We start from the raw sequence: 21869 nt of genomic DNA, 5'->3' as shown, positions 1-21869 counted from the left end.
GCCTTATCAGGTAGCTTATGTCTGAATATACCGAAGTTGAACAGCCATTTCTACAGCAGTTACAAGCCCTCGGTTGGCAAATTATTGACCAAGGCGCACAAATCCCCAGTGACCCCACCAAAAGCCTACGGGCTAACTTTCGCCAGTGGCTACTGCCCCAGGTCTTTAACCAAGCCGTCGCAGCCCTCAACACTAACGCCGATGGTACCCCCTGGCTCACCCCCAAACAACTCCAAGACCTGCAAGACCAAATCCTGCGCCAGCCCAACCGCACCCTCCTCGAAGCCAACGAAGCCATTCAAAAACTGCTGTTCAAGTCCCAAGTCGATGTCAACGAACAAACCGGGGAAGAAGACCCTGTAGTAAAACTGATCGACTTTGCAAATCCCCAAAACAACCAGTTTCACGCCATCAACCAGTTCCGCATCGATACACCGGGCTGCGTTAAGCAATACATCATTCCCGACATTGTATTATTCGTGAACGGCATCCCCTTGGTGGTGGTCGAGTGTAAAAAAGGCAGTGCCACCTGTGCTAACCCCATGTCTGAAGCCTTTGAGCAGCTCCAGCGTTACATGAACCAGCGAGAAGAGACCACCCGGCATGGTTTACGGGAAGGAGAACCGCGCCTGTTTCATCCCAATCTGTTCGTAGTTCGCAGCACAGGCGTTGAAGCTGACTATGGTACGATTACCTCCGAAGCAGAGCATTTCTATCCCTGGAAAACCCAGTATCCTCAACCAGAGAGAACCGCCGAAGGGCTGAACCAACAACAGCAACTCATCAACGGTATGCTCAATAAGACCAACCTACTGAGCATCTTGCGGACTTCTAGCGTCTTTATGGACAGCGATAGCGGTCCCCGCATTAAAGTGGTGTGCCGTTACCAACAGTTTCGAGCAGCCAACAAAATTATTGAGCGTTTACGCCAAGGTCAAACCGCAGCCGAAAAAAGTGGTGTTGTTTGGCACACCCAAGGATCGGGCAAAAGCCTGACAATGGTATTTGTGGCGCGGATGCTGCGAGCATCGTCAGACCTGAACGACTACAAAATCGTGCTGATTAACGATCGCGTCGATCTCGAAAAGCAGTTGTCTAAAACCGCCACCCTGATTGGCGGGCGGGTTTATCCGATTGAAAGCACCCAAGCCCTCCGAGACCACCTATCAACGGATGCCTCCGATATCAATATGGTGATGGTGCATAAGTTTCAGCAGCGCGATCGGGTCATGCCCCTGAAAGTTGCCGAAGCCCTAGGCACTTATCGCCCTATTCCGAGTAGCCAGACCTTTGGCGTAGTCAATCACTCCTCCCGCATCGTGCTGATGATTGACGAGGCTCACCGCACCCAAAGCTCCGACCTGGGCGATAACGTCTTTGAAGCCTTTCCCAACGCTGCCCGTCTTGCCTTCACTGGCACCCCCCTCATTACCGAGCGACACGGTGAAAAGAAAACCCATAAACGCTTTGGCAGCTACATCGACACCTATCGGCTCATGGATGCCGTACCCGACGGCACCACGCTACAAATTTTGTACGAAGGTCGTACCTCCGACGATGCCCTCAATGATAAACACGGCTTTGAAACCTGCTTTGAAAATCTCTTTCGCGATCGCAGTGACGAAGAGTTACTAGCAATCAAGAAGAAATACGGGGCGACAGGCGACTTGTTAGAAGCCGAGCAACGGATTGGCGCGATCGCCCAAGACCTGGTGAAACACTACCTAGAAAATATTTTTCCTAACGGCTTTAAAGCCCAAGTGGTGTGCCATTCTAAACTCGCTGCTGTGCGTTATCAAAAAGCAATCCATCAAGCCTTAGCCGACACCGTAGCCCGCTTAAAAGCGCAACCGAACCCCGACCTCGAACTGATCCGCAAAGTACGCTTCCTCAAGGCAGCAGTGGTAATCTCCAGCAGTGGCACTAATGAGCCTACCTACGTCACCGAAGCCCGCCAGCAAGTCCGAGCTTGGAATGCCGTCGATAACTTTTGCCGTCCCTTCGACTTTGACGATCCCGATAAGCCTCATACTGGCATTGCCTTTTTGGTTGTGTGTGACATGCTACTCACGGGCTTTGATGCCCCCATTGAGCAGGTGATGTATCTCGATAAAAAAATGAAAGAGCATACATTGCTACAAGCGATCGCCCGCACCAACCGAGTCAAGAAAGGCAAACAGCGGGGCTACATCGTCGATTACATCGGTCTCACCGAAAATCTGACGGAGGCTCTGACTCTGTATGCAGCCACTAATGAACAACAGGAATTGGCTCAGGGCTTAAAAAGCATTGCCTCTGAGATGCCCGTGTTAGAGGAGCGAGACCAACGCCTGCTACAGCTATTTGCAGAGCATAAGGTCGCCAAAGTACGGGAATATGCCGAAGGAAACCTAGAGACCATCCAAGCAGATGCTGCTGTGGTTCATGAGGCGGTTAAGCTGCTCAAAAACGAGAAAATCCGGGCTGACTTTGAGGTCTATCTGAAGAAATTCCTGGCGAGTCTGGATATCATCCTGCCCAACTCCATTGCTCAAAAATACCGAGTGCCTGCCAAACGGTTGGGCTATATCCTCCAAGTCACCAAAGAGCGTTACAAAGACACTAGCCTCAACCTGGGCGATGCTGGCAAAAAAGTCCGGGATCTAATCAACGAGCATTTGATTAGTCTGGGCATCAACCCCAAAGTGCCTCCCGTAGAGCTGCTATCGCCAGACTTTATGGCGCAACTTAACCAGCACGCAGGCAACAACGACGAAGCCAAGGCTAGTGAAATGGAGCATGCCATCCGCAAGCATTGCACTGTCCACCACGATGAAGACCCAGCCTTTTATCAAAGCCTATCAGAGAAAGTCGAGTACCTGATCGAAGAATATCACGACCGCTGGGACAAGCTCGCCAAAGAGTTAGAGAAAATCCGCGAAGAGGCGATCGCGGGTCGTCAGCAGGGCGAAGAGGGCATGAGTAAAGAAGCAACAACCTTCTACGAACACATCGCCAACCAGGTCTTTGAAAATGGAGAGATACCCCCAGATGCCAAACCCAAGATCAAGGTGCTGATGGAAGCAGTTGTCGAAACCTTACAAGATAGTATTGGCAGCATCGATTTCTGGAATAATAGCGATAAGCAAAAGCGAACCCGCAGTGAAATCAAGACTGCACTTACCCTTACTGGCATTGTCGAGTTGAAAGTAAATCGTGAACGGATCGCCGTTGAAATTATGAAACTCGCCAAAAACCGCCACAATGAACTATTGAAAAGTACGACTGACAACCCATGAATATCCGCTGTGTCAGAGATATAGAATACCAGTTACTACCTGGTAGCCCGCGTAAAACCACCGATATTGTGATTGAGCGTGATGGCAGAGTAACCTTGCGCCCACCGATTGATTACACCCCGGAACAAGCCGATGCAGTAGTAGAAAGCAAGCGTCTATGGATCTACCGCAACTTGGCTGAATGGAAAGACCTCAATGCCAGTGCTGTAGTGCGCGAGTGGGTCAACGGTGAAACCTTTCTGTACCTGGGTCGTACCTATCGTTTGGCACTCGTATCAAATCAAGACCGTGCCCTCAAGCTCAAAGAAGGCTACTTTCGCTTAGATCGTCAAGTCGTTGAGCAAGGCGGTAATGCAGCAGCAAAACAAGCATTTATATCGTATTTCATCGAGAAGGGTCAGCAACGTTTTCGCGATCGCGTCAAATATTTTGCTCCTAAAGTCGGCGTTCAGCCTGTGGGAGTCAAAGTCAAAGACATGGGCTACCGCTGGGCTAGTTGTGGCACAAGTGGCTGGCTTAATTTTCATTGGAAAGGCATGATGGCATCACCCAGAATTATTGATTACATTGTGGTTCATGAGCTATGCCATTTCCACCACCGTAATCATAGCGATCTCTTCTGGAACGAAGTAGATAAGGTCATGCCCGACTACCGGGAGAGAAAAGAGTGGCTTAGAAAAAATGGTGCCAGTTTGACCGTATAGGCAACTTAGACCATCGCATCGACAATTTGAGAATACTGTTGTTTTATCAAAAACCTAGAAATTCATCGATGAGGTTGTTTCGCTCATCTTCAGATAACTGATAAAATACCTTTTTAGCCAACTCTGGAGAGGCATTTTTGGAAAACCAGTCCCCATCAGGATTATCTTGTATTACCAAAAAATAGTGTAATCGTTTCTCTATCGCCTCTTTGTCTGATTTGTCTAACTGTCCTATGCGCTTCAACCAATGATGGTTAGAATCTTTAAAACAGTTACCATCAACGGTGTATATTTGATGTATTAAAGCATAATATTCAGTATCAAGATTATTCCTTTGGGTTGGATTAATCGGGTAAACCGTTGGTAAACCCTTGTATATCTCTCGTGAACTCAATGGGATAATTGCAAATGTCTGCATGTCATCCGAGTTATTTCTAAATTGCTCACTTGTCCAAACAAGGTGAGGATGACTGCCTCTCAAAACTCGACTAGCATTAAGCTTTTCTGTACAATCTTTATGATTACACTCGATCTGACTGGGTTCTTTTAAATCATAAATATGAACATGACCCTGCTTACAGCGCAAAGAAACACGAGAAGGATTAATCAGATAGATCCATCCTTGCCGAGGTTTTTGTCCAGCCATTTTACAAACCTAACTCACTCACCAATTTTTCTCGTTCGGCGTTTAAATTGAGCTTAACTGTTTCTTCAGCTTGATGAATTTGCCTCATTTCCAGCATTGGAGCCGTATTCTGTACATAATCTAATAACTGTTCAAATTTTGCGGCACTAGCCCACTCTCTTCTAATGTTATCAAGCATTAGTTTTAGACCCAAAGGTAAATTTATATCAGTTGTGATCTCTGCTTCTATACCTAGTCTAATAAAGGTGATCCTGCCTTCAGCTTTCTGGGCAATCTCTTTGCCGTCCATTTGACGGAGAGCGGCGTCTATATCTTCATGCCAGGGACTATGGTGGTAGTAACACCAGTTTAATTCAGTAAGCTGCTTTCCTGTCCATTTAACCGTATAAAGATCAGCCAAATATAAAAAATTAATGAGCTGTGTTTTTGTGATATGCCCTTTTGTCTTATAGACAAAATATTTGATGAGTTGCTCCAACATCATTCCTTTTAATGCTGATACCTAGATCGTCAGTCAAGTATTATGAGAAACCGGGTTTCTCGCGAAGATGACAGAAATAAGCTGTTCGGCATTTAAACCTTAATGTCAATAATGGCAAAATCCTTGTAGTGCGTTAAGCGAAGCCATGCCGCAGGCTTTGCATCTTGCTCGCTACCTATTCCCAATTTAAATGCATGACAGCTTATCAAGCTTTCACCCAAAGAAACCCAGTTTCTTGACCGAGGCATCCAATTACATACCCATGATTTCATATCCAGCATCGACATATAAAACCTGACCCGTGATCCCACTGGCGAGATCACTCGATAAGAAGGTGGCGGTATTGCCAACTTCTAGCTGGGTAACGGTTCGCCTTAGGGGTGCTACCTGTTCCACATGATGAATCATATCCAAGATGCCGCCCACCGCTGAAGACGCTAGGGTGCGGATTGGACCGGCGGAAATCGCATTGACCCGAATATTACTCGGTCCCAATTCGGCGGCGAGGTAACGGACGCTCATCTCCAATCCTGACTTGGCAATCCCCATGACATTATAATTGGGGATCACCTTCACGCCGCCAAGATAGGTCATGGTGACAATACTTCCTCCCTCCTTCATTAAGGGTTTAGCAGCGGCGGCTAATCGCGTGAGGGAATAGGTACTAATTTCTAAGGCTGTCGTAAACCCTTGGCGCGAGGTTTGGCTAAATTCTCCCGATAAGTCCTCTTTGTTGGCAAAGGCAAGGCAATGGATGAGGATGTCCAGTTTGCCCCACTGCTTCTCAATCGCCTCAAAGGTGGCGTCGATTTGAGCATCATCCTGGACGTTACAGGGTAAGAAGACACTGGGTTGTAGGGGTTCTACCAAGTCTCTGACTTTCTTCTCGAAGCGTCCCTTCTCATCGGGCAAATAGGTGACTCCCAACTCAGCACCCGCTTGGTGCAACTGTTGGGCAATGCCCCAGGCGATTGATCGATTGTTGGCAATCCCAGTCACTAGGGCATTCTTTCCAGTCAAATTCAGCATAGGTATCTTAATTCTTCAAGACAATAACACAAAGAATAACCGTGTTTGGGCGATGTTCGTTGTATGATAACGCCAAACCGTTAGCTGTCAACTCAATTCATCAGGTGTCCGTTGACATCTCACCTCATTATGTAACAATTGGTACAAAAAACCTATTGGGACTCAGATTAAGTATTCTTGAATACAATATAGAGATCGTTCATTGAGCCGATTTTGGAGTCTCAAGCTTCATCGGCGATCACTTAGAAGTCAGTAAGGCTTTGGCGCAAGGGTAATAGGTATGGTCGTAATGCAAGATAGACCGTTAGCAGCTGTGTTCCGTCAAATCGGCGGAAGCTCATTTCCTCCCGTTGTTGAAACCTTTGAGCGGGGCAAAACTATTTTTTTCCCAGGAGATCCCGCCGAACGGGTCTACTTTCTAATGAAAGGCGCTGTGAAGCTTTCCCGGGTATATGAGGCGGGGGAAGAAATTACAGTTGCTTTGTTGCGGGAAAATAGTGTCTTTGGGGTATTGTCATTGATTACCGGTCACCGCTCTGATCGGTTTTACCATGCGGTAGCATTTACCCCGGTTGAACTGCTTTCAGCTCCGATTGACCAGGTAGAGCAAGCGCTCAAGGACAACCCAGAGCTATCTATGTTGATGCTCCAGGGACTGTCCTCGCGGATTTTACAGACGGAAATGATGATCGAGACATTAGCTCACCGGGATATGGGATCTCGCTTGGTCAGTTTTTTATTGATTCTCTGCCGTGACTTCGGTGTCCCTGGCAAGGATGGGATTACCATTGACTTGAAGCTGTCCCATCAAGCGATCGCGGAAGCGATTGGCTCCACACGAGTAACCGTCACTCGTCTACTGGGGGATCTGCGAACTGATCAAATGATTTCTATTCAAAAGAAAAAAATCACGGTTCACAACCCTGTAGTGCTGAGTCAGCAGTTCACGTAGGCGTCGTAGACAATTTACGTATTGCTCAGGTTCATCAATTTTGAATGCGAGAGGCTTCACCTTGATTCATTTGATGAACTTTAAGCTGCATTGCGTTGATAATAGAGGAGGATTTCATGTTCTCTTCGCTTATTCTTAGATGGAAATATCCGGTTTAGGGACGCCGCAAGACTTTAATTTTGGACTCTTGATTCTCTGAACTCTCGGTTATTCCAGCTAAGAGTTTGCCATCTGAACTAACCACCAAATCACTCATTTTTTCATGCTCTAATGTAGCTTCTAGCTCAGCTGTTTCTAGATTCCACACCTTAATCCCTTCATCGGTACTGCCAATAATGCGATCGCGACTGAGAACAAAGGTATCATACCCGAAATAGTTTCTCGTCGAAGATACACGTCCTTCGGCTTTCAGCATTCCCGTTGTTAAATCCCATACTCTCAAATCCGTCACGGGTTGGTGATAGTAAATTGTCACGGCTGTCTTCCCATCCCCACTGATGTACGCCGAGTGCATATACCCAAAACCGTCCGACCATTTTTTCTGGAGGATAATTTGCTGGTTAGTGAGTAAATCCCACGCCACAAGTTTGCCACCCACACCCAATTGAACCAGTGCTGTTTTGCCATCAGAACTAATCACACGAGGATAGAAACGTGGTGAATTGTTTTCGATTAAAACAGGACCAATTTTGATTTCAGTAGACGGCGAATTGGGTAAAGTTAGTTTTAGCTGACCCGTTGCCAAATCCCAGACTTTAATTTCGGTATGACTGTGACTAATAATTGTCGTTCCGTCGGATGAAATCTCAACCCCATTGATAGTCTCAGCATGTCCTGCTAGGAGTTGAGGCGGTTGGTTAGTGGTCATATTCCAAATCCGAACCATGCGATCGCCACTACCACTGACAACCACCTTACCATCGGGCGCGATCGCGAGAGCCTGAATCACACCGGAATCACTCTGGAGTGTTTTCGTTAACGTTTCAGTTTGCAAGTCCCACACTTTAATTGCCTTATCCTTCCCACCACTGATTAAGGTTTTACCGTCAGCACTGATGACAATAGCCAAAGCAGTTGGATGTCCCGTAAAGGTACGAAAGACAGAGAAATTGCAGTAGGAAGACTCCGTTGAATTGTCAGAACAAGACTTTAGCACTACAGGTTGTGTGTCACGTTTCAGGGATGGAAAAAACTCATCCAGATGCCAGATAATATTGCCAATAACTACCACAAACAAGACGCCTCTCAATAACAAAGAGCGACGGATTTTACGACTAGAGTTTGGCGGCTCAAGGGGTTCTCCCTGAATAATCTGGGTTAACTCGCGGTGACTGCGATTTGCCTCATACCAAAACGAGCACCAGAAGGTAAATAATACAACAATTGGTAGTCCTAAAAACAGCAAGCCTTCAACTCTAACCCCATCCCCCGAAAAAATGCTCCACAGAAATAGTGGGATAGTGGCGCTGTACCAGGTTAAGTACCAAAACACTAAGAACCCAATAACCAAGGGATGTAACCTCATCGTGATGCGAATCACCGTACCCTGAGAGCCCGATTCAAATCGCCCTCGGATTGTGGGTAAAAACGAGTTGCGGTGATGAATAATTCGCCGCACCTCAAACCCATCACTGGAAATTCTTCCGGCATAAGGTGCATGGTTACGAGAAAAAGTCCAGCGAAATGTTTTGGGCGCTTCAATGTGAGCATTGAGCTTATTAATAACATCCGGCAATGGCTCGTTACTTTTTAGGGTAAAGCGACTGTAGGGCAAGAGTTGCATAGGTTAAACCCTCAAGAATCAAAGGCTTTCTTTTGACCCCCATGGGTCACTAATTCATCCGAATTTGATGCTTCACGCTGCACCTGTTCCGGATGTCCCATCCCCGCTGTCATCGCATAATGTTGGGCTAACAGTCGCAATCCTAGTGAGGGATAATGCTTTTCAATCCAGGGTTGTAAGCGGCGAATCAGATTCGGGAACCACCCTTTAAGGAATCCACTCACTATAGCATTTCCAGTAAACGTGAAGTAGCTCCCCAGCCAACGCAAGAAATCCTTTGTCCCTGCCATGTCCCAAATCCAAAAAATCAGGGCAGGATTACGTCTAGCTGCTTTTAATGCCAGTCGGTTGAAGGTTAACCAATCAAAACGGTCTTTAATAAAGGTATCAGCAACCTCTGGCGGTTCATCAGCTAAAAGCCCAAAGAAGGTATTTAGCATGGCATTCACCCGTTGGGGAGGCAAATGACGCCCGGTGGGTACCATCATGCCTTTGGAAAAAAGCCAGGTGACAGAAATATTGCTTTGGTGAGCGCGAATTTGGTTTAAATCTTTGGCAGTTAGGAGATTATGGCGTAGGGCGGTATCGAGTAAGTCGGTTAACCGATACAGGTTACGCACAAGGGAACCAAATCCCGTAAACACCAGAGGCGATTGTAGGGAAGCTGCATCCCCAATGGCAACCAGCCGATCAAACGCCACCGTGCGATCGCGACTGCTTATGCTAAAGTGTCCAGGAATATAGCCGAATGTGGGTTTCTTCCACACCAATTTTTCCATGTCGCAGCGGCGGTACTCTGGCAGAATTGTAAAAAAGTCTTCATACATTTCTAATAAAGAGCCAGGGTTCTCAGGATGCACCTGATGGTAGTGGAACAGATAGATCGTCAGTTCCTCCCCCGCCCCCGGAAACAGTTCCCAAATCAACTGCCGTCCCCGGGAAATGTCGCCGTGGCTATTGAGAACGTCTCCATAGTTAGAATCCCAAACCCCTGGCTCAAACCCACTGGCAATCACTGCACCGACGGTGGGGCAAACGCTATCAAACGCCCTGCCCCCATTCAGTTGCCAAGCGATGGGAGAAGCGGTGCCCATGGCATCGACTAAAAGTCGTCCTCTGGCTTGTCGGGGGGTTTGGCTGGGCAAATGCTGTAGACTGACGACAACTTCCTCTGGCGTGATCTCTGCCCGGATAAACTCCGTCTCATCCCAGATGTCGCCGCCCGCTTTTTGTAACTTTTCTCCACATAATTGTAACAATTTCTCTGAATCAATTGCCACATTCAGTACAGTTGGTGTATGTAATACAGGTGCTTTTAGATGAGGAGGATTGTTGCCATCAAAGAATTTGTTGAAGCCATCAATATATTCTCTGGCGATCATGGCTTCAAACTCATCGGGCGTAAATAACCCCAAATCGATGAGACTCTGAAACTCAGCCCGGGAAATATTCCATTCTCGGTTCATGCGCCCAAAGGGTAATCGTTCTACCAGTAGAACTCGATACCCCCGTTGTGCCATAACAGCGGCGTGAATGACTCCCAGGGCACCACCGATATAAATCAGGTCATAGGTGGAATTGGAGTAGCTGTGTCCTCGAAGCTGTGTTGGTTCCTCGGTTGTCTTAAACACAACCTGTTTAGGCTGCTGTGGATTCCGCACCCCTTCGCGCCATCGTTTTTCCCACCAATAGACGCGGTTGAGATCATATTCCCCTTTGGGCATTTTTTGGAAGAAATGAACCGTTTGGGGATAATAGGGTGCTAGCGCCTCAAAGATCGACTGTTGCGATAAATCGACCTCTGGGGGTTCAGGATAGCGATAGGGAAACTGACGGCGTAAGTCCCCTGTCAGCTTCTGGAGTAATTGCCGTTCTCCCGCGATCGCGCGATCGCACCAGCGAAAGGCTTTCAAGTAGGTGGTTCGCTGCACCGACCAAACAAAAATGGAGATTTCCGGAATCGGGACGCAAATCGGTGTAGATGAATTGGCTGAAGACGCATGTTCAATTTGTACCAGGATACCATCCAGGGTTATCGTTTTCTTCCCCAGCTCAAAGTACCAGTCCTGCTGCAACCAGGTGCGAACAGCGTCGGTATCGGGGTTCGGTATTTCTACGTAGAGAAGTTCTTTCATCTGAGTGATCTGATTCGCTGAGGAATTACGCAAGATGACGGAGGTGACTTGAAGCAAAATACGCTACACTTCCGGATACTGATTGGTTTAATATTAGTAAAAAAAGTTTACACTCTTCTCATTTTCGGTAAATTAGGGTGCTTTTGTTAACTCGCCATGAATTATCCCATCCCAGTTAGTCCCCAAGAAATGACGGCTCTCCGTCAAAAACCAGTGAACGAAGAATTAGTAGCAGCGGCAATTGCCGGTGTCATTCAGATCGCCCGTTCTCAAGGACAGTCCTTAGACGAGCTTACCGCTGAAGTGCTAGCGGAAGATAGTGTCTTAGATCAGGCACAACGACGCTGGCTTAGTGATATTGTCGCCCAAGCCTGGAATATTCTGCCGTCCATAGAGGCGGTGGGGAGTATCCCGGTTTCTTGAGGATGTCAAGCGGTGTTAATCATCGCTTGACCCCAGGTTGCGATCGCGTCATTATTGTAATTCTAGTGTTGACGGCTGACTGGTAGCTGATGACTGGTGGCTGTTGACAGTTGGTTAGTGGGGATTTGCCGCCTATTTTGTCACGGTTCGGTAGTCAGGGATGCGAGCCTAGAGTTTGTTGGGTTTCATACGTCAACCTAACCTACAACATGAAACTACTACAATAACGACACTCATCACTGGACGTTAATTGTACCGACTACTTTAACCATGATTCTCCGCCGGAAGCCAGAGAACTGATTCGCCTCGCCACCTTAGCACCATCGGGTCACAACACCCAACCCTGGAAATTTTCTATTGATACCAATACTATCCGTATCTACCCGGACTATTCCCGTCGTTTACCCATAGTAGATCCCGATGACCATGCGCGTGCGAGAAACTGATTCAGAGTTCCTCAGCACTTATGTTATTTATTGCCCAAAAGCATGATAAAAAACATTGGGTAAATCTGGGACAAAGTTTCCAACGTGTGGCTCTCACAGCAAGTTCGTTTAATATTAAACACGCGCACATTAATATGCCCTGCGAAGTGTTAGAGGTGCGACGGCAATTCCAGAACTATCTGGGATTAGAGGAAGCACAACCTCTATTACTACTACGGATTGGTTATGCTCAAGCCATGCCCACTTCACCGCGTCGCCCCCTTGAGGAGGTGCTGATAGATAAGAGTTAAGTAGGATTGCACAGGTGTAGAAGGCAGATGGCAGAGGGATTCAAGGAAAAAGTACGCACGGGATAAAGGGGATTGCTGAAGCAGATTTGGTATCACACTATCCGGACGGTTATGAGGGATAAAGGTAGATCCGAATAGTACACCGTTGAGGAAAAATTCGGTCAAGAAACTGGGTTTCTCGTGAGGATGACAACGCCATATCAACCTTTCACGCAAAGAAACCTGGTTTCTAGGAATACTTAGTATTAAGTTTTGTAAATTCACCTCAAACCCTTACTGTTCCCTGTTCCCTGTTCCCTAATCTCAATCGTTCACGTTAATTGTGTCCACCTACTTAGATAAGCTAAAGCGTTTGCCAAGAGATTTTTCTTTGTCCAGTAAAATATATCTTCATTAAAGATTTCATGAAAAATTAGCAATTGAGTGAATTCTCGGATGGCTTCAGGAACTGAGTAAGCTAGGATGAGATTAATCTGGATAACCCCAACGTTATGTTTAAAGCCCGTACTCTGATTAAATTCCTGATCATTTTTTTACTGACGGTCTTTATTTTAACATTTAACTGCCTTCACTATTGGATGTTCGGTGTCTTCAATATTTTTGGTCGAGACTCTCTAGCAGGAAATCAGTACAATTACGGAGAAGTCTTACAAAAAGCGGTCTATTTTTATGATGTGCAGCGATCCGGAAAACTGCCTGCCAATAATCGGGTGGAATGGCGGGGGGATTCCGCATTAACTGATGGTGCAGATAATGGGATTGACTTAACCGGAGGCTGGTATGATGCCGGGGATCATCTAAAATTTGGCTTTCCCATGGCAGCTTCAACTACGCTTTTAGCTTGGGGTGTCATTGAATACGAAGACGCTTACAAACAAAGTGGTCAATATAACGCCATGCTGGATAATTTGCGCTGGGTTAATGACTATTTTATTAAAGCCCATCCTGCGCCAACAGTGTTGTGGGGTCAGGTGGGTAAAGGCAGTTTAGATCATGGGTGGTGGGGGGCGGCGGAGGTGATGCCGATGGAGCGTCCTTCCTATAAAATTGATGCCACTTGTCCGGGTTCTGATTTAGCTGGAGAAACCGCCGCCGCGATGGCAGCTTCAGCTATGGTTTTTCAAGAAACCGATGCGAATTATGCCCAAACCTTGCTAAAACATGCCCAGGAACTCTACGACTTTGCTGAGCAATATCCAGGCAACTATTCGGATTGCATTACTGAGGCGGCAGAGTATTACAAATCCAGTGGTTATACTGATGAATTGGTTTGGAGTGCAGCATGGCTTTATCGAGCAACCCAAGCACCAGAGTATTTACAGAAAGCTGAAGCGTATTATGAGGAGTTAAGGGATCAACCGAATGCGACTCTCGCTTATAATTGGACGCATACCTGGGATGATAAATCTTATGGCAGTTATGTCTTATTAGCCGAATTAACCGGGAAAAATAAGTATCAAGAAGACGCCGAACGCTGGTTAGACTATTGGTGCGATCGCTGTCAGTGGCAACACGTCTCCTATACCCCAGGGGGACTGGCTTGGCTGGATGAATGGGGTTCGTTAAGATATGCGGCAAAAACGGCATTTTTAGCCTTTATTTATGGGGACTCCGTAGACTCGCCTTGGACGCGGCGAAAATATCATGCCTTTGCCGAACGGCAGATTAATTATATGTTAGGATCGAATCCAGATCAGCGGAGTTATGTGGTCGGATTTGGCAAGAACTCACCCAGACAACCCCATCATCGAACAGCCCATGGTTCTTGGGCAAATAGTAAAGAAATTCCGGAAGAAACGCGACATATTTTGTATGGAGCCTTAGTTGGTGGACCCGATCAGGAGGATAATTATATCGATGAACGGTCTAATTTTCAGATGACTGAAGTTGCCACAGATTATAATGCCGGATTTACGGGTGCTGTGGCGAAACTCTATCAGAAATATGGGGGTAATTCCTTAGCCAATTTTCCGGAACCAGAACAACGAGGTGATGAATTTTTTGTTGAGGCGCAAGGGACTCAACTGAGTGATAATTTGATGGAGGTTCAAGCCACTATTTATAACCAATCCGCCTGGCCCGCTCGGATTATTCCGAATTTATCCTTTCGCTATTTTATTGATAGTAGTGAGGTGATAGAAGCCGGAGGAAACCCAACGGATATTACAGTCAATGCCAGTCCTGAATCAGGAATAACGGTATCTGGACTTAATCCTTGGCAAAATTCCCCAACGATTTACTATATCCAGGTGGATGTGGATGGGACACAACTCTATCCTGGAGGAGAAGCTTATTATAAAAAAGATGTCCAATTTCAGGTGAATACGCCGACAGGTATCTGGACTATGAATAATGATTGGTCGTACCAAGAGATGCTAGAACAAGCTGGGAAGGGTAAGCGCACTCATATTCCGGTTTATAATAGTGGACAATTAATTTGGGGAGTTGAACCGCCACAAGATGGGTGAAATAGTTTTGATGCTTCACAACCTTCGAGGACATGGCGCGTAAGTGTGTAGGGACGGGTTTAGGGACTTTCGTGCAGCTATTGATAATAACGTTTGTACAAAACCCGCCCTGACTTGAGTCGGGTCACCCTCTCCTCAAAGCTTTAGGTGATTAATTTTTTAGGAATTAAAGGTGCGTCTACAGATTAAAATCTGTAAATGAATAGGATGGAATAATCTCATGAAAATCGATAGACGTTTCTTCCTCGGTTGGGCAATATCGATGGTGTATGGATTCTGGGCTAAAGGACAAGCGCAAACGATAAACCCAGATAACCCAAGTAAACTTTTGATTAATCAAGTCGGATATTCACCAACCCATCCTAAGTTAGCCTTTTTACTCAATTACAATTCTTCTACCACCAATCCCGTCCAATTAATTAACGTCCGAAATAACCGCCCCGTATTCGAGACTGAGTTGTCAGCACCGATGCAAGATGCAGCCAGTAAAGATAGTATCCAACGGATTGATTTCACCTCATTTAACCGCCCCGGGCGCTATTATCTTAAACTTGGAGAGATTCAGTCTTATCCCTTTGAGATTGGTCAAGCTATTTATCAAGATGCTTTCAACAAAATGCTGCGTTCCTACTATTTACAACGCTGCGGGGTAGCCATACGAGATTCTATTAATGGAATTGGTCATTCTCCTTGCCATTTAAATGATGGCACCTTTGCCCATACCGATGACATGCATCGGGCGGGTGAAATGAAACGCGCCCAAGGGGGTTGGCATGATGCAGGCGATTTTGGTAAATATGTGGGACCAACGGCGGTAACTGTGGGTCGTTTATTAAGTTTATATGAGCAATATCCGTCATTATTTTCTGACCGCCAATTGATGATTCCTGAAAGTGGTAATGGCAGACCCGATTTGCTGGATGAAATGAAAGTGGGATTGGATTGGATGCTGACCATGCAACGGCGTGATGGTGCGGTTTATCGCAAGCTTTCGGGAAAAGAATGGCCCCCCATGATTCTACCGAATGAAGATACCCAACCTCGTTATATTTATGGAATTTCCACACCAGAAACGGCGAAATTTGCCGCCGCATTGGCAATGGCGGCGCGAGTGTATTCAGCCTATGATGTGTTATTGGCGAAGAATTATTTAAAAGCGGCGCAAAAAGCTTGGGAATTCTTGCAAAATGAACCCTCAATGCGTGTGGATTGGGTTGAGGGGGACGATAGTGGTTCGGGGAAATATCTAGCTGGGGAGTGGGATACGGAAGCGTCGTTAAAAACGGATAAGGATGACCGTTTTTGGGCGGCGGCGGAGTTGTTGATTACGACAGGGGAGACAAGTTTTGCGGAGTATTTAGACCAAGAGCTTCCTGACTTGTCTTATACTCTATTTGAATGGAAAGATCCCTCGGCTTTGGGGATGGCAGATTATCTGTTGCAACCGCGTCAGCAAGGTTCAGAAAATCTGAATGCACAAATGAAGCAAAAGTTATTAGAACGGGCAGATCGTTTACTGGATACGGTGAATCGCAGTGGCTATCGCTTGGCACTTGATAAGTTTATTTGGGCGTCGAATAAGATGGTAGCGGAGGAAGGAATTACCTTGTTTTATGCCTATAAACTCACCGGAAATCAAGCGTATTATCAGGCGGCGCTGGATCAGTTAGATTATTTGTTAGGACGCAATCATTTTAATCTATCCTTTGTTACGGCTGTGGGGTCAAATTCAGTCCGTAATGTGCATCACCGAGTTGCTGTCGCGAAAAAAACGGTAATTCCCGGGTTAATGGTAGGGGGGGCGAATACAGAAGCCCAGGATGGAATTGCCCCGAAAGGATTGGGTCCGCTAAGTTATGTGGATGATCAGCGATCTTATGCCACGAACGAATATGCGATTGATTATAATGCCCCTGCGATCGCACTGATAGGGATGGTGATGGCGGAAGGTTAACTTGTACGAGAAAAGCTTGGCGGTTAGAAACCGCAGCTACACAAACAAAACCCGCCTGCGCGGGTTCTTCGATTCAGTTGATTTTATGTAGGGTGGGCAAGAGTTATAAACCTTGATACCCTAATATTATCCTTTGTTGCTCTTGCCCACCTCAAGGTAAGTGAGGATTTATTACCAGTGCTGCAAGATAGGAGTTTTATCCCTATCATTGAATCAGAAAGATTGTAGGTGGGGTTGAGTGAAAGCGAAACCTAACACCCTCTTCCCAAGCAGCAAATAGAAATATCATGACTCAAGGCGATCGCAAGCGCAATAAGGAATGGGTGGATCAGGCACTGGAAGAGGATTTAGTGCCGGGACTCAAGTTTTTCATCCAACGCCAGATGAAGCAGGCTTATGGCAAAAACTGGTTGCAGGATGCGCGTCTTGGTTTACAGGATTATCATCTTGAGGGCGATGATCTCAAATGGAGAGATCCTCAAGTTGTATTGAAACTTATTATTGATCATTGGAATAATGCGTTCCGCGATGCGGCAAAATTCGGTCATTTTGAGCGCAGCTTAGTTAGTGAATTACTACAAGTCCGCAATGAAGTCAAGCATAACCAGATAGAAAAGTTTGATGATGACTATACATTTCGCGCCTTAGACAGTATGGCGCGGCTACTGGCTGCTACTGATGATAAAAGCGCCAAGAAAGCAGCACAGACAATCGAACAGCAGAAGGCAAAAGTGCGGCAAGGACAGGCGACTGTTGAGGTTGAAGATAAGCCAGAATCAGGAGTCACAAATCAATCTACACCTGTCACCCAGAAACCAGAAGTGCGTCACTCCTTTCAATCACTAATTGAGGAGAAGACAGCCGGGTTTATAGGGCGTGAATTTGTGTTTCAAGCGATAGAAGAATTTCTGACAAGTCAGCCTAGCGGTTATTTTATTATTCAAGGCGAACCCGGTATCGGTAAAAGTGCGATTTTGGCTAAATACGTGCAGCAAACGGGATGTGTGGCTCATTTTAATGTACGTTCTCAAGGTATCAACCGGGCTGACCAATTTCTAGAGAATGTCTGCACCCAACTGATTGCCCGTTATAATTTGCCTTATTCTTCCCTACCACCAGACGCCAAACGAGACGGCAAAGTTTTTAGCCAGTTATTAGCAGAAATTGTCAAGGCGCAAGGCGTTGCACCAAAAAAAGGGAAACGGTTGGTTATCGCTGTTGATGCACTGGATGAGGTGGATCAAACTGACCACAGTGGTGCGAATCTTCTCTATTTACCTACATCACTGGACAAGGGTGTCTACTTGGTAATGACGCAGCGACCCGTCACTCTAACCTTAACGGTTAATACGCCGCCGCATCGCTTCAACTTGATGCAGTACCAAACGCAAAGTTTAGAAGATATTCACAGATATATTCGGAGTGAGATCAATAAATCATCGCCGCTACAGGCGTGGATTGATGAAAGGGGATTGACGGTGGGGGAATTCGTTACTCAGTTAGCGAATAAAAGCGAGAATAACTTCATGTATCTGCGCTATGTTTTGCCAGATATAGCCGATGGTAAGTATAGAAATTTGAGTATCGAGAGTCTACCCCAAGGTTTGCAGGATTACTACGAAGACCACTGGCGGCGAATGGGGATGTTTGACAAGGAAAGTAAACGTACCAAAATTAAGATTGTGTACGTGTTAGCGGAACTTCGGGAACCCGTATCTCGTGAATTAATTGCTGAATTTGCTGGTGAAGATGCCTTCACGGTGCAGGAGGTACTTGACGAGTGGCAGCAATTTTTGCACCGGGATAAATTTAATGGCGAAACTCGCTACAGCATCTATCATTCAAGTTTCTGTGATTTTTTATCTCGCAAAGATATTGTTCAAGCGGCTGGGGTGACACTTCAAGATATTAATGCACGGATTTCGGATAAATTAATGCAAGGGATGTTTGGGGATGAGTGATTTTCGTGATCGGTTAGCTAGTCTGTCGCCTGAAAAGAGAGATTATGCTTTGAAACATGCGCCACGTCATTTGGAAAAAGCTGGAAAGGCACAGGAATTGTATCGCTGCTTGACGAATTTTGATTTCATCGAGGCAAAGGTTTCTGCTGTTGGAACACAATCACTTGTTAAAGATTATGATTTGGCTTTCAATCCTGATATCATACTTTCTGATAAAAAATGCAAGGTATTCAGATTAATTCAAGGTGCGCTTCGATTATCGGCACATATTTTAGATAGAGACAAAACGCAACTTGTTGGGCAACTATGGGGGCGTTTGCTGTCTTTTGACATACCAGATATTCAGGCATTGCTAGAACAGGCAACGCAAAGAAAAGTTTCTCCCTGGCTACGTCCATTGACTCCTAGCTTGACCCAGCCAGGTGAACCATTGTTACGTACTATTACAGGTCATACTGACTCAGTAATGGCTTTAGAGATAGTACCAGATACTAACTGGCTCATTTCTGGTTCAGATGATAGAACGCTAAAGATTTGGGATTTCCAAACCGGAAAAGAGATTAAAAGTTTCACAGGTCATACTGCTGCCATACGATCTGTAGCAGCTACATCAGATGGTAGACTAATAATTTCTGGCTCAAAAGACAAAACTCTCAAAGTCTGGAATCTGAAAACAGGAGAAGAAATTTTTACCCTCGAAGGTCATAGTGACAAAATAAGAGCTGTGACAACTACCCTAGATTGCAGACTGGTAATTTCTGCCTCAAAAGACACAACTCTCAAAGTCTGGAGTCTGGAAACAGGAAAAGAACTTTTCACGCTTAAAGGTCATACTGATTCGGTAAACGCTTTGGCAGTAACACCAGATGGAAAGATGATTATTTCTGGTTCTGGTGGTGATGACAAAACTCTCAAAGTCTGGAGTTTGGAAACAAAAAAAGAACTTTTCACCCTCAAAGGTCATACCGATTCGGTAAACGCTTTGGCAGTGACACCAAATGGTAAGCAGATTATTTCTGGTTCGGCTGACTACACTATCAGGGTCTGGAATATAAAAACAGGAGAACAACTAAAAACGATTACAAATGAGACAAAACCTGTAACACTATCTATGGCAGTGACAGCCGATGGTCAATGGCTAATTTCAGGTTGTAGAGACCAGACTATTAAGATATGGGATTTGGAATCTGGAGAGGAATTTTTAACATTTACAGGTCATGCTAATCATGTAAAATCTGTAGTCATTACACCGGATGGAGAACAAATAATTTCCGGTTCTAAAGATAATACGATAAAGATTTGGAATATAAACTACGGAAAGGATATTTTAGATATTAGAGGGCATAAAAGATCGGTCACCTCTCTGGCATTGACAGAAAATCAAGTCATTTCCGCTTCGGTTGATAAAACTCTCCATATATGGAATTGGAAAAATGGAAAGCACCTTTTCACTCTTACAGGTCATGATGAACCTGTAAATACTGTGGCGGCTATAGGAAAATGGATTATTTCTGGTTCTAACGATAAAACGGTGAAGGTATGGAATAGGGAAACCAAAAAGCTAATTGTAACTCTACAAGGTCATACTAATTGGGTGCAATCTGTGGCAGTAACACCAGATTGTAAGCAGGTAATTTCCGGTTCAGAAGATAAAACTATTAGAGTTTGGGATATAAAAACAGGAAAAGAGATTTTCAAAAGAGATGAGACCAGAGCAATCAAAAAGTTAGCTTTAAATTATGATGGTAAACGGATAATTTTTAGTTCTCGTCAAACTATCAATTTATGGGAATTTGAAACAGACAAAATAGAGACAATAAACCCTCGTTTCGGCGTGGTAAAAGCTTTGGTCGTTACACCTGATGGTCAGAGGGTGATTTCTAGTTCATCTGATAATAACACTCTCAAAGTCTGGGATCTGGATACCAAAAAGGAACTTTTTTCCATAACTCACACCAATCATGTCAATGTTGTGGCAGTAGCACAAAATGGTAACTGGGTGATATCTAGTTCATCTGACCATATTCTCACTATCTGGGATTTGGAAAGTCGAGAGATAATTGCTAATTTCATTGGGGAGAGTGAGTTAACCTGCTGTGCTATTGCGCCCGATGGAGTAACAATTGTTGCAGGGGAAGCATCGGGACGAGTGCATTTCCTGCGCTTGGAAGGAATAATAGATGAGGTACTTATGTGCGGGCGCAAGCCTTCATCCGTGTCAACTTAAGCCCTGTTGAAAAGGAAATCGCGGAACCAAACGAAACTTTCGTCCGCTTGACCAGGAAAGAGAGAAAAACTAGGGGTGTGGAAACCCGCGCAGGCGGGTTTTGTTTGTGTAGCTGTGGTTTCAACCGCCTTAATTCATTTAAATTCATTATGTCCCAAAACCCAATCATCACCCTATTAAGCGACTTTGGCATCAATGATGTCTACGTGGGAGTCATGAAAGGCGTCATCGCCCAAATTAACTCAGCCATCACGATCATCGATCTCACCCATGAGATTTCTAGGCAAAACATCGCCGCCGCCCGATTTAACCTGATGAACGCCTATCCCTATTTTCCCGATCGCACCATCCATGTCGCTGTAGTTGATCCGGGTGTAGGTAGCCAGCGCCGTGCGATCGCGCTACAAGCGGATGACGGTTTCCTAGTCGGACCCGATAATGGATTGTTTAGCGGTATTTTAACCCAAAGTACGATTGTTTTTGCCGTTGAACTCACTAACCCAGAATTTTGGCGCACCCCCACCCCTAGTCAAACATTCCATGGTCGAGATATATTTGCCCCCGTCGGCGCACATCTTGCCAGTGGTGTTCCCTTAGACGAGTTGGGATCAGTGATCGAACCTAGCACTCTGGTACAATTGCCAATCCCGGAACTGACCAAAACCGCGACGGGGATCACGGGTTCTATCCAGTATATTGACCATTTCGGCAACCTCATCACCAATATTCCTGCCGCTGACGTGAGGGGAAAAATGAGGACAGTTACCGTCAACCAGCGCCAGATCCCCACGGGTCAAACTTATAGCGATCGCCCTTTAGGAGAACTGATCGCCCTAATTGGGAGTCACGGTTGGGTCGAAATTGCTGTGAATGGCGGTAGCGCTCAATCTGAGTTGCAGTTAGAGTTAGGAAATAGGGTAGACGTGGCTGTCACCACTGAAAATGAAGGTTAAATTATATAGAGGCAGAGGGTACAGGCTTGGAGATGAGGGAGATGAGGGCGGGTTTAGTCACATCTGGGTGAATTCAGAAACGATAATAGTGAAACCCGCCCCTACACCCTTCAAAACTTAAAACTTTCCCAGCCCCTTC

The 21869-nt window shown here is 45.7% G+C and carries 15 protein-coding genes and 1 pseudogene; 11 read left to right on the top strand and 5 right to left on the bottom strand.

Features of this window, described 5'->3' with window-relative positions:
* Nucleotides 1–17: 17 nt before the first annotated feature.
* Entirely contained in the window at nucleotides 18–3278 is a 3261-nt protein-coding gene (locus tag RIG66_RS23530) for a type I restriction endonuclease subunit R (RefSeq protein WP_446381124.1), read from the top strand.
* Nucleotides 3275–3982, top strand: coding sequence for a M48 family metallopeptidase (locus tag RIG66_RS23525; RefSeq protein WP_446381123.1), 708 nt, complete (start codon nucleotides 3275–3277; stop codon nucleotides 3980–3982). Before RIG66_RS23530 ends, RIG66_RS23525 begins: the two co-directional genes overlap by 4 nt.
* A 46-nt stretch (nucleotides 3983–4028) precedes the next feature.
* Here RIG66_RS23525 and RIG66_RS23520 read toward each other — a convergent pair whose 3' ends face one another.
* The 3 genes from RIG66_RS23520 to fabI form a co-directional block, all read right to left on the bottom strand.
* Nucleotides 4029–4628 (bottom strand): type II toxin-antitoxin system PemK/MazF family toxin, encoded by a 600-nt coding sequence (locus RIG66_RS23520; RefSeq protein WP_446381122.1) that lies wholly within the window; start codon nucleotides 4626–4628, stop codon nucleotides 4029–4031.
* 1 nt (nucleotide 4629) lies between these two features.
* Entirely contained in the window at nucleotides 4630–5109 is a 480-nt protein-coding gene (locus RIG66_RS23515; RefSeq protein ID WP_446381132.1) for a type II toxin-antitoxin system antitoxin SocA domain-containing protein, read from the bottom strand.
* A gap of 252 nt (nucleotides 5110–5361) precedes the next feature.
* Nucleotides 5362–6138, bottom strand: coding sequence for an enoyl-ACP reductase FabI (fabI, locus tag RIG66_RS23510; RefSeq protein ID WP_446351965.1), 777 nt, complete (start codon nucleotides 6136–6138; stop codon nucleotides 5362–5364).
* 280 nt (nucleotides 6139–6418) lie between these two features.
* Between fabI and ntcA the strand changes: the two genes are divergently transcribed.
* Nucleotides 6419–7090, top strand: coding sequence for a global nitrogen regulator NtcA (gene ntcA, locus RIG66_RS23505; RefSeq protein WP_044210879.1), 672 nt, complete (start codon nucleotides 6419–6421; stop codon nucleotides 7088–7090).
* A gap of 154 nt (nucleotides 7091–7244) precedes the next feature.
* On the opposite strand, the gene RIG66_RS23500 is transcribed toward ntcA, so the two are convergent.
* Together RIG66_RS23500 and RIG66_RS23495 are read right to left on the bottom strand one after the other, a co-directional pair.
* The gene (locus RIG66_RS23500; protein ID WP_446381121.1) at nucleotides 7245–8873 is read right to left on the bottom strand and encodes a WD40 repeat domain-containing protein; all 1629 of its coding nucleotides are present in this window, start codon (nucleotides 8871–8873) and stop codon (nucleotides 7245–7247) included.
* An 11-nt stretch (nucleotides 8874–8884) separates the two neighbouring features.
* Nucleotides 8885–11008, bottom strand: coding sequence for an NAD(P)/FAD-dependent oxidoreductase (locus RIG66_RS23495; RefSeq protein ID WP_446381131.1), 2124 nt, complete (start codon nucleotides 11006–11008; stop codon nucleotides 8885–8887).
* Between the two features lie 156 nt (nucleotides 11009–11164).
* Here RIG66_RS23495 and RIG66_RS23490 point away from each other — a divergent pair, with 156 nt between their 5' ends.
* The 8 genes and pseudogenes from RIG66_RS23490 (at nucleotide 11165) to RIG66_RS23455 (ending at nucleotide 21730) form a co-directional block, all read left to right on the top strand.
* On the top strand, nucleotides 11165–11431 hold the full coding sequence (locus tag RIG66_RS23490; RefSeq protein ID WP_446381120.1) for a hypothetical protein: 267 nt from the start codon (nucleotides 11165–11167) through the stop codon (nucleotides 11429–11431).
* Between the two features lie 239 nt (nucleotides 11432–11670).
* A pseudogene (locus RIG66_RS23485) lies at nucleotides 11671–11859 on the top strand (nitroreductase family protein); the annotation flags it as partial.
* A 38-nt stretch (nucleotides 11860–11897) separates the two neighbouring features.
* Entirely contained in the window at nucleotides 11898–12167 is a 270-nt protein-coding gene (locus tag RIG66_RS23480; protein WP_446381119.1) for a hypothetical protein, read from the top strand.
* A 578-nt stretch (nucleotides 12168–12745) separates the two neighbouring features.
* The gene (locus RIG66_RS23475; RefSeq protein ID WP_446381118.1) at nucleotides 12746–14635 is read left to right on the top strand and encodes a glycoside hydrolase family 9 protein; all 1890 of its coding nucleotides are present in this window, start codon (nucleotides 12746–12748) and stop codon (nucleotides 14633–14635) included.
* A 220-nt stretch (nucleotides 14636–14855) separates the two neighbouring features.
* On the top strand, nucleotides 14856–16589 hold the full coding sequence (locus tag RIG66_RS23470; protein WP_446381117.1) for a glycoside hydrolase family 9 protein: 1734 nt from the start codon (nucleotides 14856–14858) through the stop codon (nucleotides 16587–16589).
* Between the two features lie 287 nt (nucleotides 16590–16876).
* Nucleotides 16877–18550 (top strand): Swt1 family HEPN domain-containing protein, encoded by a 1674-nt coding sequence (locus tag RIG66_RS23465; RefSeq protein ID WP_446381116.1) that lies wholly within the window; start codon nucleotides 16877–16879, stop codon nucleotides 18548–18550.
* On the top strand, nucleotides 18543–20777 hold the full coding sequence (locus RIG66_RS23460) for a hypothetical protein (protein WP_446381115.1): 2235 nt from the start codon (nucleotides 18543–18545) through the stop codon (nucleotides 20775–20777). Before RIG66_RS23465 ends, RIG66_RS23460 begins: the two co-directional genes overlap by 8 nt.
* A gap of 149 nt (nucleotides 20778–20926) precedes the next feature.
* Nucleotides 20927–21730 carry an SAM hydrolase/SAM-dependent halogenase family protein gene (locus tag RIG66_RS23455; RefSeq protein ID WP_446381114.1) on the top strand — a complete coding sequence of 268 codons (804 nt, stop codon included), beginning with the start codon at nucleotides 20927–20929 and terminating at the stop codon, nucleotides 21728–21730.
* Nucleotides 21731–21869 lie beyond the last annotated feature (139 nt).

The sequence above is a fragment of the Coleofasciculus sp. E2-BRE-01 genome, from assembly GCF_040221695.1.
GTDB lineage: Bacteria > Cyanobacteriota > Cyanobacteriia > Cyanobacteriales > Coleofasciculaceae > Coleofasciculus.
Note: the sequence above shows the minus strand (reverse complement) of the source record. Positions and strands in the feature narration are given on the sequence as shown.

Bases quoted from the DNA above. Each gene is read 5' to 3' on its own strand.
- RIG66_RS23530 (WP_446381124.1), top strand. From the start codon at position 18: ATGTCTGAATATACCGAAGTTGAACAGCCATTTCTACAGCAGTTACAA.
- RIG66_RS23475 (WP_446381118.1), top strand. From the start codon at position 12,746: ATGTTCGGTGTCTTCAATATTTTTGGTCGAGACTCTCTAGCAGGAAAT.
- RIG66_RS23500 (WP_446381121.1), bottom strand. From the start codon at position 8,873: ATGCAACTCTTGCCCTACAGTCGCTTTACCCTAAAAAGTAACGAGCCA.
- RIG66_RS23465 (WP_446381116.1), top strand. From the start codon at position 16,877: ATGACTCAAGGCGATCGCAAGCGCAATAAGGAATGGGTGGATCAGGCA.
- ntcA (WP_044210879.1), top strand. From the start codon at position 6,419: ATGGTCGTAATGCAAGATAGACCGTTAGCAGCTGTGTTCCGTCAAATC.
- RIG66_RS23520 (WP_446381122.1), bottom strand. From the start codon at position 4,628: ATGGCTGGACAAAAACCTCGGCAAGGATGGATCTATCTGATTAATCCT.
- RIG66_RS23515 (WP_446381132.1), bottom strand. From the start codon at position 5,109: ATGTTGGAGCAACTCATCAAATATTTTGTCTATAAGACAAAAGGGCAT.
- RIG66_RS23525 (WP_446381123.1), top strand. From the start codon at position 3,275: ATGAATATCCGCTGTGTCAGAGATATAGAATACCAGTTACTACCTGGT.
- RIG66_RS23460 (WP_446381115.1), top strand. From the start codon at position 18,543: ATGAGTGATTTTCGTGATCGGTTAGCTAGTCTGTCGCCTGAAAAGAGA.
- fabI (WP_446351965.1), bottom strand. From the start codon at position 6,138: ATGCTGAATTTGACTGGAAAGAATGCCCTAGTGACTGGGATTGCCAAC.
- RIG66_RS23490 (WP_446381120.1), top strand. From the start codon at position 11,165: ATGAATTATCCCATCCCAGTTAGTCCCCAAGAAATGACGGCTCTCCGT.
- RIG66_RS23495 (WP_446381131.1), bottom strand. From the start codon at position 11,008: ATGAAAGAACTTCTCTACGTAGAAATACCGAACCCCGATACCGACGCT.
- RIG66_RS23480 (WP_446381119.1), top strand. From the start codon at position 11,898: ATGTTATTTATTGCCCAAAAGCATGATAAAAAACATTGGGTAAATCTG.
- RIG66_RS23455 (WP_446381114.1), top strand. From the start codon at position 20,927: ATGTCCCAAAACCCAATCATCACCCTATTAAGCGACTTTGGCATCAAT.
- RIG66_RS23470 (WP_446381117.1), top strand. From the start codon at position 14,856: ATGAAAATCGATAGACGTTTCTTCCTCGGTTGGGCAATATCGATGGTG.